Raw genomic sequence first — 14,239 nt, 5'->3', positions numbered from 1 at the left:
GGCGGGTGATGGAAAAGATCGGCATGCGCCGCGAAGGCCTGCTTCGTCAGGACCGTCGGGTGAAGGGCGCCTGGCGCGACACCTACCTCTACGCCATTCTCGCAACGGATTGGTCGGCCGCCAGGCTTTGACGCGCGGGGAGCCTTCGCCGATGGGATCTGAGATGGGCGTCGTCTTGAGGCCCAGGCGCTCAGCTCTCCCCCTTCCGGAAAAAGCAGGCCACCGCGTCGCTGGGCAGGGCCTGGGCGAAGGGGTAGGTGGCGGCCGTGAAGGCCCAGGTGGCGAGCGCCATGGGCAGGGGCGTTTCGCGCACCATGCGGATCCGGCTCCACAGGCCCTTGAGCTCCGCCGTCGCCAGGCGAAGATCGCGGGCCGGCGTCAGGCCGAAGGGCGCGGTCGCCTGGCGCAGATTGGCCGGGGTGAAGTACCACAGATGCGGCGAGGGCAGGCCCCGCTGCCACAGCCGGTCATAGGGGCCGCTGAGGCCGGCCCGGTCCATGAGCGCGGCGATCCGGAAGAAGAGGCCCCGGCGATCGGGGCAGTTGAGGCAGAGGACGCCGCCCGGACGCAGGTGCGCGCTGGCCGCGGCGATGGCCGCTCTGACGTCGGGAATGTGCTCCAGCACGTCATTGAAGACGATGGCGTCGAAGGTCTCATCCCGCGCCAGGGCGACCGGGAAATAGCCCTGGCGCACCGGCACGCCGCGGCCTCGGGCGGCGGCCAGGACGTTGGCGTCGGGCTCCACCCCTTGAGCCTCGAAGCCCAGCTCCGCGGCCTGGGACAGCAGGAAGCCCGGCCCGCAGCCCACGTCCAGAAGGCGATGGCGGCCCTCGCCGAGCAGGCCGGCCAGGGTCGCCAGCAGGGCGGCGTTATTCTTCAGGCGCAGGGAGGCCAGCCCCTCGGCGCGCAGATCCTCGTCCAGTCCGCCGTCGCCGGGCTGGTCTGGAATGTTCCTCGGGAAATCGGCCGCCAGCACGCCGCAGTTCCCGCAGCGGGTCAGCCAGGCGTGCCGGTAGGGGCGGACTGACGCTGCGCCGCACACCGGGCAGGTCTCGGGCATCTGGGCGGACGGCGTCATGTTCTCTCCCTGACGCCTCATGGCACAGGAGCTTGCGGGACGCAAAGCCGTGGACCCAGGCGACGTCGGGCGCGGTTGTCCGGACCCACCGGGTGAGGTTATACCCCGTGGGGGCATATCCAGCGCAGGAGCACACGGTTTGGAATGGCGCAGACGCACCCTGTTGTCCGCCGGCGCAGCCCTGGGGCTGGCCGCCCTGCGACCGGCCTGGGCGGGGGCGGCCTCCCTGGCTGAGGGCCAGGCGCTCACGGGCGAGCAGATCGATCTGAGGGTGGGCCACAGTCCGTTCCGCCTGGGGTCGCGCACGGGCCATGCGGTGACGGTGAACGGCACGATGCCGGCCCCTCTGATCCGGCTGAAAGAAGGCCAGCAGGTCCGCCTGTCGGTGACCAATGACCTTGCGGAGGACACCTCCATCCATTGGCACGGCCTGCTGGTGCCGTTTCAGATGGATGGCGTGCCCGGGATCAGCTTTCCGGGCATCGCCCCGGGAGAAACCTTCCATTACCGGTTTCCCGTGATCCAGGCCGGCACCTACTGGTACCACAGCCATTCCAACATGCAGGAGGCCATGGGCTGTTTCGGGCCCCTGGTGATCGACCCAGCCGGCGCCGATCCGGTGGCCTATGACCGGGAGCACGTGCTGGTGCTGTCGGACTGGAGCTTCCTTCATCCCCACGAGATCCTGAGCCGGCTGAAGAAGAGCCCCGGCTATTTCAACCGCTCGCGGACCACGCTTGGGGGGCTGCTCTCGGGGGACGACGGCATGTCCGTCGCGGAGCGTCGCATGTGGGGCGCCATGCGCATGGACCCCCGCGACATCGCCGATGTGAACGGGACCACCTACACCTATCTGGTGAACGGCGCGGGGCCCCAGGCGCCCTGGTCGGGACGGTTCGCGCCGGGCGAGCGCGTGCGGCTGCGCATCATCAACGCCTCGGCCATGTCGATCTTCAACGTCCGCATTCCGGGCCTGCCCCTGCAGGTGGTCCAGGCCGATGGAGTCGACGTCCGTCCGGTGGAGACCGATGAGTTCCAGATCTCGGTGGCCGAGACCTATGACGTGGTGATCACGCCGCCGGACGACCGGGCCTATGCGCTGGTGGCTGAGTCGGTGGACCGCTCGGGCCTTGCGGTGGCGGTGCTCTCGCCGCGCCCGGGCATGACGGCGGAGGTTCCGCCCCTGCGGGAGGTTCCGACCCTGACCCTGCGCGACATGGGGATGGGCGGGGGCATGGGCGGCGCGGCCGGCATGGATCACGCCAGCCACGGCCAAGTCGACCACGCGGCCATGGGGCACGGTTCGTCGGGACATGGGACGACCGGGCATGGCGGCGGCGGACATGGGACGATGGATCATGCCGCCATGGGCCACGGGGGCTCAGGCCCTTTCGACCACGCCGGCCACGGCGCCCATGAGATGCGCGACAAATCCCTGGCCCCGCCGGGCATGGCGGTGGGGGTGGGGGTCGACATGATCGCGCCGGCCCCGGCCGACCGGTTCGCCGATCGCCCCATGGGCCTGGAACAGGCGCCGCATCGGGTTCTGACCTATGCCCAGCTGATCGCCCTGAACCCCGGCAAGGACCCGCGACCCCCGGGCCGGACCCTGGAGATTCACCTGACCGGCAATATGGAACGGTTCATGTGGGGATTCGACGGGCGGAAGTTCAGCGAGATCATCGAGCCCATCGCCCTGGCCCGCGACGAGCGCGTGCGGCTGGTGCTGGTGAACAACACCATGATGGCCCATCCCATCCATCTGCACGGACACTTTTTCGAGCTGGTGAACGGCGCGCCGCGCGGCCGTCAGCCGCAGAAGCACACGGTCAATGTGGCGCCGGGCGCGCGGGTGGCGCTGGATCTCACCGCTGATGCGCCCGGGGACTGGGCCTTTCACTGCCACATGCTGATGCACATGCACGCCGGCATGTTCAACGTGGTCACGGTCCGCCCGCTGGATGGAGCCCAGGCATGAGGCGGCTGCTCGCCCGGACGGGTCTGGCCGTCACTATGAGCTTGGGGGCGTTCGGCGCCCAGGCTCAGTCCGATCCGCATGCCGGCCATCATGGCCATCATGGCCATCACGGAGGGGCTGCGGCCCCTGCGGCGGCGCCTGCGCAGCCGCCGCCCGCCCCTCCGCCGCAGGGGGAGGTGGACCATGCCGCCGACCTCTATTTTGATCCCGCCCGTATGGCCCGGGCCCGCGCCCAGCTGCGGGCGGAGAACGGCGACATCCGCCTGGGGGCGGTGTTCATCGACCGCCTGGAGGCGGCCTTCGGCGAGGGGGAAACCGAGCTGGCGTTCGAAGCCCAGGCCTGGCGCGGCGGGGACATCAACCGCCTTTGGCTCAAGCTGGAGGGCGAGGGGGCCGCCGGCGGCCGTCTCGAGGCGGCCCAGGCGCAATTGCTCTACAGCCGCGCCGTCTCGCCCTTCTGGAACCTGCAGGCCGGGGTCCGGCAGGATGTGAACCGCCATGGCGCCGATCCTGGCCATCTGGTGCTGGGCGCGCACGGCCTCGCCCCGCACTGGTGGGAGGTGGACGGCGCCCTCTTCCTGTCGACGGACGGCGAGCTGACCGCCAAGGCTGAGGCCGAATACGACCAGCGACTCACCCAGCGGCTGATTCTGCAGCCCCGCCTGGAGGTGACCCTGGCCGCCGAGGACGCGCCGACTCAGGGACTGGGAGCGGGTCTGGCCACATGGTCGGCTGGAATGCGCCTGCGCTACGAACTGGCTCGCGAATTTGCGCCCTATGTGGGCGTGTCCTGGAGTGGAGCGGCGGGCGACACCGCAAAGTTCCGCCGCAGCCAGGGCGAGGAGACCCAGGAGACCCGTCTGCTCCTCGGCGTCCGCACCTGGTTCTAGCCTTTCCTAGTGCTCTGACCGAGCCGTCAGCGTGGCGCGACGGCGACACTCGAACACAATTTCGACAAGTTCGGCGGCTCGGTCAGCCGCAAGAATAAAAAAATCAACGACGTCAAAAACTTGCCGGCCGCGACAGCCGAAGGCCAGCGTGTTGCGCCCTGACGTGGGGTAAACCCTCGTGACGAAAGGGAAAACTCCCGGTCGACCCAGGTTTCCCGAGGCTCGGAATCCATGTCCCGGTATGTCAGCCAGCCCTTAGCGGATAAGGGCTTGAGCAAGAATCCTTGCGTCGACGTCAGATAGTCTGGTTATGTCGCAGGGTTGAAAAAAATCTGGCGTTCCGGAAAAGGGCGCCCGATGATCATTTTTGCTCATGGGTCAAAATCCCCACGCCAGAAGGGGATCGACTCCAGAGGGGGAAGGAAACCGATGTTGAAAAATAGATATTTCTATGGCGGCTCGGCGCTGGCCGTCGCCCTGGCCATGGGGGCCGCCCTGCCGGCCGCCGCCCAGTCTCAGGCCACCATGGTCGAAGAGGTCGTGGTCACCGGCTCGTTCATCGCCGGCACGCCGGAAGACGCCGCCCTGCCGGTGGACGTCATCGGCACCCAGGAACTGGAGCGTCGCGGCTCTCCGTCCATGGTTCAGCTGATCAAGACCATTCCGTCCTCCGGCGCGGTGATCGGTGAGAACAACCGCTTTGGCGCCGGCAACGGCGCGGCGACGATCAACCTGCGGAACCTGAACTCCACGGTCACGGGCCCCCGGACGCTCGTTCTGTTCAACGGCCGCCGGGTGGGCTCCACCACGCGCGCCCTGGGCAGCGTCGACGTCAACATGCTGCCCAGCTCGGCCATCGCCCGGGTTGAGGTGCTGAAAGACGGCGCGGCCGCCACCTATGGCTCGGACGCCATCGCCGGCGTGGTGAACTTCATCACCCGCAATAGCTTCAACGGTCTTGAGCTCAGCGGTCAGTACCAGGCCATCCAGGGCTCCGACGGCGACTTCGAACTGGGCGCCATCTGGGGCTGGCAGGGCGACCGCTCCAACCTGATGATCACCGGCGACTATCGCGAGCGGTCCGAGCTCTCGATCTTCGAGCGCGACTGGGCGATCCGCACGGGTCCGCAGGGCTATCTGGAAAACCCGCTGGGCGGCTGGGCCGGCACCGGCAACCCCGGCCAGTATCAAGTGGCCGCCGTGGCTCCCGTGGGCAGTCCCAATACCGGCTTCTCCTCGGCCTCGTTCACGGGCGGCCTGCCGGACATCGGCTGCGCGGCCAATGGCGGCGCGCCCTATGTGATCGGTTCGGCCATCGTCAGCCCGACAGCCTGCAACTTCCAGTATTCGACCTTCGACAACCTCGTGGAGAACGAGCGTCAGTATAAGGTCTATGGCCAGTTCCTGTTCGACGTCACCGACGACATCCGGTTCCGGGCCGAGGCGCTCTACGCCAATAACGAGACCCCGCTGCAAAGCTGGGCCATGACCGGTCCCAACCAGTCGCCCGCCCCGATCCTGCCCTCCGGCGGCTCGCCGGGCGGCGGCGTCTCGCCGATCCCGGCTACGGGCACGTCGGAACAGTCGCGCTTCTACATCCCGGCCAGCAACCCGGGCCTTCAGGCCCTGCTCGGTCAGATCAATGCGGCCACCTGCACCGGCAGCACCCTGCCCTACGGCATCGATGCGGCCAGCTGCGCCACCGGCCTGGCTCTGGCTCGGGCCGGCGCGGTTTCGGCGGCGGCCAACGGCGTGGCCACCAGCGCCACCAGCTGGCGTCCGGTGGGCTTCGCCGGCAACCCGTACACCGACGACCGCCACAGCCACTACACCTACCAGACCCAGACCTTCCGGGTGGTGGGCGGCTTCAACGGCCGGATCAATGACTGGCTGCGCTTTGACTCCTCGCTGACCTACCAGCAGATCGATTACGAGTATAATCTGCAGGACATCTCGGTGAACCGCCTGCAGCTCGCCCTGCGCGGCTATGGCAGCCGGGCCGGGGCCACCGATCAGTGCACCGCGGCGGAAACGGCCAACTTCACCACCAACGCCGGCAATGCGGCGCTGGGTTGCTACTATTTCAACCCCTTCGCCAATGCGATCGCCGACAGCACGGCCCGCGTCGGCGCCAACCCTTATTACATCTCGTCCAGCCCCATCCCCGGATTCAACGACGCGGCCGCCAACCGCGCCGACGTGGTCAACTGGATGGAGGAAGAGCAGTACAACCACGACCAGAGCCGTCTGTTCGTCGCCGACCTGATCTTCAGCGGCGAAACCGGCTGGAATCTGTGGGGCTCCGAGCAAGTGGCCTGGGCCGCTGGCGTCCAGTACCGCTACGACCGGGACATCCGTGACCCGGACCGTCTCTATGACGCCAACGCGACGCCGTGCGTGGACTCGCCGCCCTTCGGCGACGGGGCGCCCTTCTGCCCCACCACCGCCAACGGCCCGTTCCTGTTCAACGCCAACATCCGTCCCTATGACGTGAACCGGAAAATCTATTCCGGCTTCGCCGAGGTGCGGCTGCCGATCCTCGACAATCTCGAACTGACCCTGGCGGGCCGGTACGAAAAGTATGAGGGCGTGGGCGAGACGTTCAATCCGAAGGCCAATGTCCGCTGGCAGGCCACCGACTGGTTCGCCCTGCGCGGGGCGGTGGGCACCACCTATCGCGCGCCTCAGGCGACGATCGTCAACGACACCTTCGCCCGTGGTCTGACCAATGCGTCGGGCACCTATCGGGCCAACGACCTCTACGGCAATCCGAACATCGAGCCTGAAGAAGCCTTCACCTATTCGGTGGGCGCCATCTTCAACTTCGACCGGATCAACGCCACGATCGACTACTGGAACTTCGACTTCGACAATCCGATGACGGCCGAGGCCACGGCTGACCTGCTGAACCTGTTCTTCCCCGGCGGGGCGGCGACGGGTCTGTGCGCCAACCCGGCCTATGACGCCTTGGAAGCCCGCTTCACCTTCGTTCCGGGCAGCTGCGCGCGGACGGATATCCTGGCCTACCGCACCCAGTACATTAATGGCGGCAGCATCCGGACCTCGGGCGTGGACTTCCAGGCCAATGTGGACATCGCCGAAATCTTCGGCGGCGACCTCAGCGGCGGCTTCGACGGCACCTATCTGTTGAAGTACGAGGAAGACCCGTATGCGGTGGAGGGCTTCAACACCTCCGCCGGCACGGTCGACCGGGCCGGCACCTACCGGGCCTCGATCTTCACCGGCTACAACAAGCTCCGGGCCAACGCCTATCTGAACTACGCCCTGGGCATCCACAACTTCCGCTGGCAGGTGCGCCACGTCTCTTCCACCACCCACTCGGAAGCGACGCCGAACACCATCGCCCGCAATGTGGGCAAGCCGGAAGCCTCGAAGATCCCGGAATACTGGCAGCATGACCTGACCTATCGCGTCGAACTGCCCTGGGAGTCCTCGCTGTCGGTGACGGTGCAGAACCTCTTCGATGAGGAGCCGCCCTTCGCCATCGGCACCCAGTACAATTACGACTTCGGTAGCGGTAACCCGCTCGGCCGCGTCATCGCGGTGAGCGCCAGAAAGCGCTTCTAAAAGCGCAACTTAAGGCGACCGGCCCCGTTCAGGGGGCCGACAGCCAGACTGGACGCGGCGTCGCCCCCTGGGCGGCGCCGCTCTTTCTTTGGGCGGACGACCCTGGGCTTCAGGGGCGCCGGCCGGGCGGCAAGGCGGCGGCTTCGGCCTCGGTCAGCCGGCGGACCGCCCGCACCTGGCAGCGCTGCGGCCCAAGGGTCCCCGGCGCGATGATGGTGGCGTCCATCCCCTGACAGATGGTGGAGCCGCCCCTGGACTGGATGGCCAGGCTCTGAGCCCAGTCCATCTCCGGGCAGGGGGCGAACATCTGCATCTCATAGATGTCGCGCACGCCGACGCGCAGATAGAGGGTCTGGTCGTCGGGTGCGCTGAACCCGCTCACATTGCGGGTGAAGAAGCAGGCGCGTCCGGCACTGTCGCGTTCTGCGTGTTCGGCCGCCTCCAGGGCCGGTGCGCAGGCGCCGAGCGCCAGGGCGAAAAGCGCCGCGGCGGGCTTCCAGGGCGGTGAAGGGCTGAGGGAGGTCATGTCCGGTCTCCAGGAGGTATGGACCATGGGAAAGCCTCCGCCTGGAAAACGGCGTAATTCCGGCGGGCGGCCTGGCTCAGGGCGCCCGGAAGCGCGAGGGGTCCACCAGACGGGACAGGGAGGCCGGCAACGGGGTGGGGGCGCCTAGGATCTGGGCCGCCACATGCTCGGCCAGCAGGGGCGCTAGGCAGAAGCCCCTCGAACCCAGGCCGCCCAGTACATGCAGGCCCGGCGCAACCTGGCCCGCCAGGGGAAGACGGTCAGGGGTCACGGCGCGCACGGCGGCGCGACCGCCCAGCTGTCCAGGCTCGAGCGTGGCGGCCAGTTCCGGCGCCACGGCGGCCAGGGTCTGCAGGTTCCGACCATGGTCGTCCGGCCGCATGTCGTCGCCCGCATCGTCCCGGTCATGGGTGGCGCCGAACACCAGCCCTTCGGGCGCGGCGAGCATGTAGCCACCCCAGGCCATGGCCTGAACCCCGCCGGCCTCCGGCGCGATGGAGATCTGCCCACGCACCGGCTGCAGGGGCAGGGCGGCCAGAGCCGCCGCCGCGGCGCCGGCGCAGATCACCACATGGTCGACCTCTTCCAACGCCTGGCCGCCGCGCCACAGGGTCCAGCCCGATCTTCCGGCGTCCAGGCGGTCCACGCGACCGTGCGGGGCCGCGGGCGTCCAGGCTTGAAGAACCGTCCGTGGCCGGATGACAAAGGCGCCGCCTTGTTGAAGGGCGTCGCGCCCCAGGGCGTCGGTGACCTGCATCTCCCCGGCTGGAAACAGATCGCTTCCGGCGATCTTGGCGAACCGGGCGCCGTCGCGAGGCCTGGTCGCCAGCTGGAGCACGCCGTCTTCCAGAACCGCGCCGGGGACGCGGCGATAGAAGTCGCTCGCCCGCCGCAGGGCCTGGGCGAACAACTCCGCCACGGGACCGAGGCCCGCGTCCAGTCTTGGCGTCACCAGGGCCGCCGGATTGCCCGAGGCTCCCGCCCCCGGCGTCCTGGACTCATAGAGGCTTGGCGTGACGCCCAGAGCTTCCAGGGCCCGGACGATCGAGGCGCCGGCGATTCCAGCCCCGATCACCGCCACCCGCGGCGGCGGCGGAGCGGCCTCGGGCCTGGCCTCCTCGGCGGCGCCGTCGCGCCAGCCGACCAGACGCTGCCGCTTGCGCCCGAAGCCCGGGCGCTTCTCCACGGTGAAACCCGCCCCCTGAAGGCCGCGACGGACCGCTCCGGCCACGGTGAAGGTGGCCAACCGCGCGTCGGGCCGCGACCGGGCGGCGACCAGATCGAGCACGTCGGTTCGCCACATCTGCGGATTCAAGGCGGGGGAAAACCCGTCGAGGAACCAGGCGTCGGCCGCGCCGGTCCAGGCTTGCAGGGCGGCGGCCACCTCCAGATAGGCCAGGTCCAGGGTGACGCGATACTGCGGCAGGTCGATCCGGTGAAAGCCCCGGGCCAGGCTCGGCCAGGCCGCGAGGAGGGGCTTGGCGAGGTCGGCGACCTCGGGCCATGCGGCCAGGACAGCCGCCGCCGTCGCCCGGTCGATGGGATGACCCTCGACGCTGAAGATATGCAGACGCCCGTCGGCCGGTCCGGCGCGCCGCCAGAGGTCGAGCAGGGCGATGATGTTGAGGCCGGTGCCGAAGCCCAGCTCCCCCACCACGAACTGTCGCCGACCCGCCCAGGCGTCGGGCAGGTCGCAGCCGTCCAGGAATACGGCCCGACTTTCCGCCAGCCCGTCCACGGTGGAGAAGTAGATGTCGCCATAGAGGCTGGACCGGGGCTGGCCCAGATCATCCAGGATCAGCGGCGGGGCGGCGGAGGGCTCCATGGCCCTGCTTTCCGCCAGGGGTCCCATCCTGGCAAGGGACAAAGCAAAAGGGCCGCCCCGAGGGACGGCCCTTCACCGAGAACGCCGAAGCGTCCGCGAATGGCTTATTGAGCAGCCGGAGCTTCGGCGGCGGGCGCCATGGCTTCGGTCGAAGCCGCGGCGGCGTCGCCAGCGGCGTCAGCGGCGGGGTCGGCAGCGGCCGCGGCGTCGGTGGCGGCGTCAGCGGCCGTGTCGGCGGCGGCTTCGGCGGTGGCGGCTTCGGTGGTGGCTTCAGCGGCGGCTTCGTCAGCAGCGGTTTCGGCCGGTTGGCCGCAGGCGGCGACGGAGAGAGCGGCGACGGCGGCGCCGGCGACGAGCAGCTTGCGAAGGATCTCGGAGGTCATGTCCCTGGTCCCCAAAAAGGAGGTTGCAATGCACTTGGCGAGCCGAGCCTGAGGTCGCGGAGGACTCACAAGCTTCAGCATCGCTGCGCAAGGTCAGGAATATGCCGGTGTGGGGGTGGGGCACAAGGGGGAAATCACGTCGCCGTGATCACATTTTTCGCCCCGCCTACGCCGGCCCCTCGGCGGCGGCGTCACGGAGGCCGTCAGGCCTCGTTGGGGATGGCCGACAGGGCCTCTTCCAGTTCCAGGAAGCTCGGCTGGGAATCGCTGGGCACATTGCCGCGGCCGATCTCCACGGAGATCTGGGCGGCGTTGCCGTGCAGGTGCGCCACGAGCACCGACTGGATGATCTTGTAGAAGGAGGCTTCCTCCTCCACCACGGCGTTGAGCCGTGCGGCGATGGGTCCCACCAGGCCGTAGGCCAGGAACACCCCCAGGAAGGTGCCCACCAGGGCGCCGCCGATCATGCCGCCCAGCACTTCCGGCGGCTCGGTGATGGACCCCATGGTCTTGATCACCCCCAGAACGGCGGCGACGATGCCCAGGGCGGGCAGGCCGTCGGCCATGTTCTGCAGGGCGTGGGCCGGGGCGAGCGCCTCATGGTGGTGCTTCTCCAGCTGCTTTTCCATGGCGTCTTCGACCTGGTGGGGATCCTCCAGGTTCATGGTCATCATCCGCAGGGTGTCGCAGATGAAGTCCACGGCGAAGTGGTCCTTGGTGATCTTCGGATAGCGCGAAAAGATCGTGCTCTCAGCAGGGTTCTCGATGTGGCTCTCCAGGGCGATGACGCCCTTGGACTTCATCGTCTTGGTCAGCAGGAACAGCAGGGACAGGAGGTCGCGATAGTCCGACGACTTCCACTTGGGTCCGGCGAAGGCCTTGCCGAAGCCCGCGGCCACGCCCTTGATCACCCCCATGGAGTTGGAAATCAGGAAGGCCGCCACGGCGGCGCCGGCGATCGCCATCATTTCATAGGGCAGCGAATGGAGGATGATCCCCATCTTGCCGCCGGCGATGATGTAGCTGCCGAACACCATGGCGAACAGCAGAACGATGCCGATGATCTGAAACATGACGCGCCTGAGGCCCCCCGACGATGGGTCGCACTCTTGCCGTTTAATGCTTAATGCCCGGTGTGCAGGCTTGGTGTTTGCGCGGCGCGTCGGCGCAGATTAACAGCGTTCTCATGTCCGCCTCTCCCGCCCCGCTGGTCCTGCCGAAGCGTTCCTTCGCCATCATCTTCGGGGTCTCCCTGGCCACGGCCATGGGCAACACCGGACTGATCTCCGTCCTGCCGGCCATCGGCCGGTCCATCGGGATCCCCGATCCCCTTGTGGCGGCGGTCTTTTCCCTTTCGGCGCTGCTGTGGGCTTTCTCATCGCCCATGTGGGCCCGGGCCTCGGACCGGTTCGGGCGCAAGCCGATGATGATCGTGGGCCTGTCGGGTTTCATGATCTCCATGTTCTGCTGCGGCCTGGTGGTCAGCGCGGGGCTGCGCCACTGGGCGACGCCCATGGTGATCTTCGTCTTCTTCCTGTTCGCCCGCGCCCTCTTCGGCCTCTTCGGGGCGGCGTCCAATCCGGCCACCCAGGCCTATGTGGCCGAGCATACCTCTCCGGAGAAACGCACCCAGTCCATGTCCAGCCTGGCGGGCGCCTTCGGTCTGGGGACGGTGATCGGACCCTTCCTCGCGCCCCTGTTCATCCTGCCCTTCGTGGGTCTGGCCGGGCCGCTCTTCTCCTTCGCCCTGATCGCCGGGGCCATGCTGTTCGTGGTCTATCGCTTCCTGCCCGAGAGCGCCTATGCGGCGGCCTCGAAGGAGCGCGCCATGGCGGAGGCGGCGACCCGCAAGGCCAATCCGGGGGTCAAGGAGACCCCCATGTGGCGCGACCCGCGGGTGACGCCCTTCCTGATCTACGGCTTCATCGTCGCCGTCTGCCAGACCGCCCAGGGCCAGACCCTGGGCTTCCTGATCATCGACAAGCTCGACATGTCGCCGACGGCGGCCCAGGGCTTCATCGCCATCGCCATGATGTTCGGCGCCATGGCCGGCCTCCTGGCCCAGTGGGGCATCATCCGCATGTTCGAGATGACGCCCCGCCAGCTGCTGCGCTGGGGGGTGGCGGTGGCGGCCTTCGGCAATGTCATCGTGGCGCTGTCGCCCAACTACTGGGCGGTGGTGGCGGGCTACGCCATCTCCAGCCTGGGCTTCGGCTTTGCCCGGCCGGGCTTCACGGCGGGCTCGTCGCTGGCGGTGAACATGGGCGAGCAGGCCAGGGTGGCCGGGGCCATCGCCGCGGTGAACGGGGTCAATGTGGTCCTGGCGCCCCTGTTCGTCTGGCTTTACCAGCACATCGCCTGGGCGCCGTTCGCCCTGAACGCCCTGATGATGTCGGCCATGCTGGTCTACGCCTTCCGCAATCCCCAGCTGCGCAACGCCGATCCCCAGCCGGCCACCCGGGCCGATGCGGCCATGGCGACCCTGGAGCGGCGCGACGAGTCCGGGCAATAACGGCGCAGGGCCCGCCGATCGACAGGCTGCGGCTCAGAGGGCGGCGGCTTCCGAGCGCAGGCGGCGCACCATCTCCAACGACAGATAGCCGTCCGCGGTCAGGCCCCGGGCCTTCTGGTAGTCCCGCAAAGCGCGGCGGGTGTTGACGCCCACGATCCCGTCGGCCCCGCCCGGGTCGAATCCCAGCTTGGCCAGGGCCTGTTGAGCGTCGGTGCGGTCGGTCAGCGCCAGGGGGGTCTCCTGGGGCCAGTCACGCACCATCCGCCCGCCGCCCGCCAGACGCTGGGCCAAGAGGCCCACCCCCAGCGCATAGGCGGTGGAGTTGTTGTAGCGCCGGATCGCGAAATGGTTCGGGAAGATCAGAAAGGCCGGACCGGCGGCGCCGGACGGCATGATCAGCTCGGCCGCGGCCTGCTGGTCGGCGGCGGAGAAGCCGGCGCCGTCGGCGGCGCGCACCCCGCGCTCCGCCCACCAGAGGGGTGTTTCGCGCGGGCCTTCGGTCAGGCTGTAGTCGAAGCCCTCGGGCAGGATCGCTTCCCGGTGCCAGCTCTCGTTGCGGCGCCAGCCGGCCTTGGCCAGCAGATTGGCCGCTGAAGACAGGGCGTCCAGCTCCGAGGCCCACAGGTCGCGCCGGCCGTCGCCGTCGCCGTCGATGGCGGTGGACAGGAAGGTGGTGGGAATGAACTGCGTCTGACCCATGGCGCCGGCCCAGGACCCCACCAGCCGGGCGCGGGGAAACTCACCAGACGCAATGATCTTCAGGGCCGCCACCAGCTGGTCCTCGGCGAACTGCCGCCGACGCCCGTCAGCGGCCAGGGTGGCCATGGACCGGATGACGTCGAAGTCTCCCAGAATGGCGCCGAAGCCGGACTCCAGCCCCCAGATGGCGGTCAGGATGTCGGCCGGCACGCCGAAGCGCTGCTCGACGCTGGAAAAGCCCGCCACCCCGTCGCGCTTGCGTCGGCCGATGGTCACCCGGTCGTCCGAGACCACGCCGCGCACATAGTCGCTCACCGGCCGTGAGAACTCCGGCTGCCGGGAGTCCAGGGCCGAAACCCGGTCGTTGGGGGTGAGGCCCGCCAGCTCGCGGCGCAGCAGGTCCGGCGACAGGCCCTGAGACAGGGCGCGGCCATAGAAGTCCTGCAGCCAGGAATCGAAGGCCGGGCTGCCGGAGGGCGCCACGTCTAGGACAGGACGCGCGCCAGAGCCCACGCCCGGCGCCAGGGCGATCTGCGGGGTCATCGGGCTGGTGGGATCAGCGCAGCCGGCGACGAGCAGGACGAGGAATGAGCGGCGGTCCATGCCACATCCTTATGCGCGCCGGCCCCGGCCCACAATCACCTCTGCGCGAGCCGGGCGATCCTGGCCGGCGACGCCGGAAAAAGGGGAAGCCCCGGACCTGGGGGGAGGGCCGGGGCTTCTGGGACTCAAGGACGACCGACTGTGGGGGGGATGCAGC

General features: G+C 68.8%; 10 protein-coding genes. 4 read left to right on the top strand and 6 right to left on the bottom strand.

Features of this window, described 5'->3' with window-relative positions; all coding sequences use genetic code 11:
* Positions 1-190: 190 nt before the first annotated feature.
* On the bottom strand, positions 191-1,078 hold the full coding sequence (locus tag V7D28_RS09155; RefSeq protein ID WP_333587074.1) for a class I SAM-dependent methyltransferase: 888 nt from the start codon (positions 1,076-1,078) through the stop codon (positions 191-193).
* Positions 1,079-1,217: 139 nt separating this feature from the next.
* Here V7D28_RS09155 and V7D28_RS09150 point away from each other — a divergent pair, with 139 nt between their 5' ends.
* The 3 genes from V7D28_RS09150 (at position 1,218) to V7D28_RS09140 (ending at position 7,534) form a co-directional block, all read left to right on the top strand.
* Positions 1,218-3,056 carry a copper resistance system multicopper oxidase gene (locus V7D28_RS09150; protein ID WP_333587073.1) on the top strand — a complete coding sequence of 613 codons (1,839 nt, stop codon included), beginning with the start codon at positions 1,218-1,220 and terminating at the stop codon, positions 3,054-3,056.
* Positions 3,053-3,946, top strand: coding sequence for a copper resistance protein B (locus V7D28_RS09145; RefSeq protein ID WP_333587072.1), 894 nt, complete (start codon positions 3,053-3,055; stop codon positions 3,944-3,946). Before V7D28_RS09150 ends, V7D28_RS09145 begins: the two co-directional genes overlap by 4 nt.
* A gap of 429 nt (positions 3,947-4,375) precedes the next feature.
* Complete coding sequence (locus V7D28_RS09140; RefSeq protein ID WP_333587071.1) at positions 4,376-7,534, top strand: TonB-dependent receptor domain-containing protein; 3,159 nt, start codon at positions 4,376-4,378, stop codon at positions 7,532-7,534.
* A gap of 109 nt (positions 7,535-7,643) precedes the next feature.
* On the opposite strand, the gene V7D28_RS09135 is transcribed toward V7D28_RS09140, so the two are convergent.
* The 4 genes from V7D28_RS09135 to motA form a co-directional block, all read right to left on the bottom strand.
* Positions 7,644-8,060, bottom strand: a complete 417-nt coding sequence (locus tag V7D28_RS09135; RefSeq protein WP_333587070.1) for a DUF6491 family protein — start codon at positions 8,058-8,060, stop codon at positions 7,644-7,646.
* Positions 8,061-8,136: 76 nt separating this feature from the next.
* Positions 8,137-9,885, bottom strand: coding sequence for a tRNA (5-methylaminomethyl-2-thiouridine)(34)-methyltransferase MnmD (gene mnmD, locus V7D28_RS09130; protein WP_333587069.1), 1,749 nt, complete (start codon positions 9,883-9,885; stop codon positions 8,137-8,139).
* A 104-nt stretch (positions 9,886-9,989) separates the two neighbouring features.
* The gene (locus V7D28_RS09125) at positions 9,990-10,268 is read right to left on the bottom strand and encodes a hypothetical protein (RefSeq protein WP_333587068.1); all 279 of its coding nucleotides are present in this window, start codon (positions 10,266-10,268) and stop codon (positions 9,990-9,992) included.
* 203 nt (positions 10,269-10,471) lie between these two features.
* A complete protein-coding gene (gene motA, locus V7D28_RS09120; protein ID WP_333587067.1) occupies positions 10,472-11,341 on the bottom strand; it encodes a flagellar motor stator protein MotA in 870 nt (289 codons plus the stop codon).
* A gap of 113 nt (positions 11,342-11,454) precedes the next feature.
* Here motA and V7D28_RS09115 point away from each other — a divergent pair, with 113 nt between their 5' ends.
* The gene (locus V7D28_RS09115) at positions 11,455-12,780 is read left to right on the top strand and encodes an MFS transporter (protein WP_333587066.1); all 1,326 of its coding nucleotides are present in this window, start codon (positions 11,455-11,457) and stop codon (positions 12,778-12,780) included.
* A 33-nt stretch (positions 12,781-12,813) separates the two neighbouring features.
* On the opposite strand, the gene V7D28_RS09110 is transcribed toward V7D28_RS09115, so the two are convergent.
* Positions 12,814-14,082: a lytic murein transglycosylase gene (locus V7D28_RS09110; protein ID WP_333587065.1), complete on the bottom strand. Its 1,269-nt coding sequence runs from the start codon at positions 14,080-14,082 to the stop codon at positions 12,814-12,816.
* Between the last annotated feature and the right edge of the window lie 157 nt (positions 14,083-14,239).

The sequence above is a fragment of the Phenylobacterium sp. genome (genome assembly GCF_036723115.1).
Taxonomy (GTDB): domain Bacteria; phylum Pseudomonadota; class Alphaproteobacteria; order Caulobacterales; family Caulobacteraceae; genus Phenylobacterium.
This window is presented reverse-complemented; position numbering and strand designations above follow the sequence as displayed.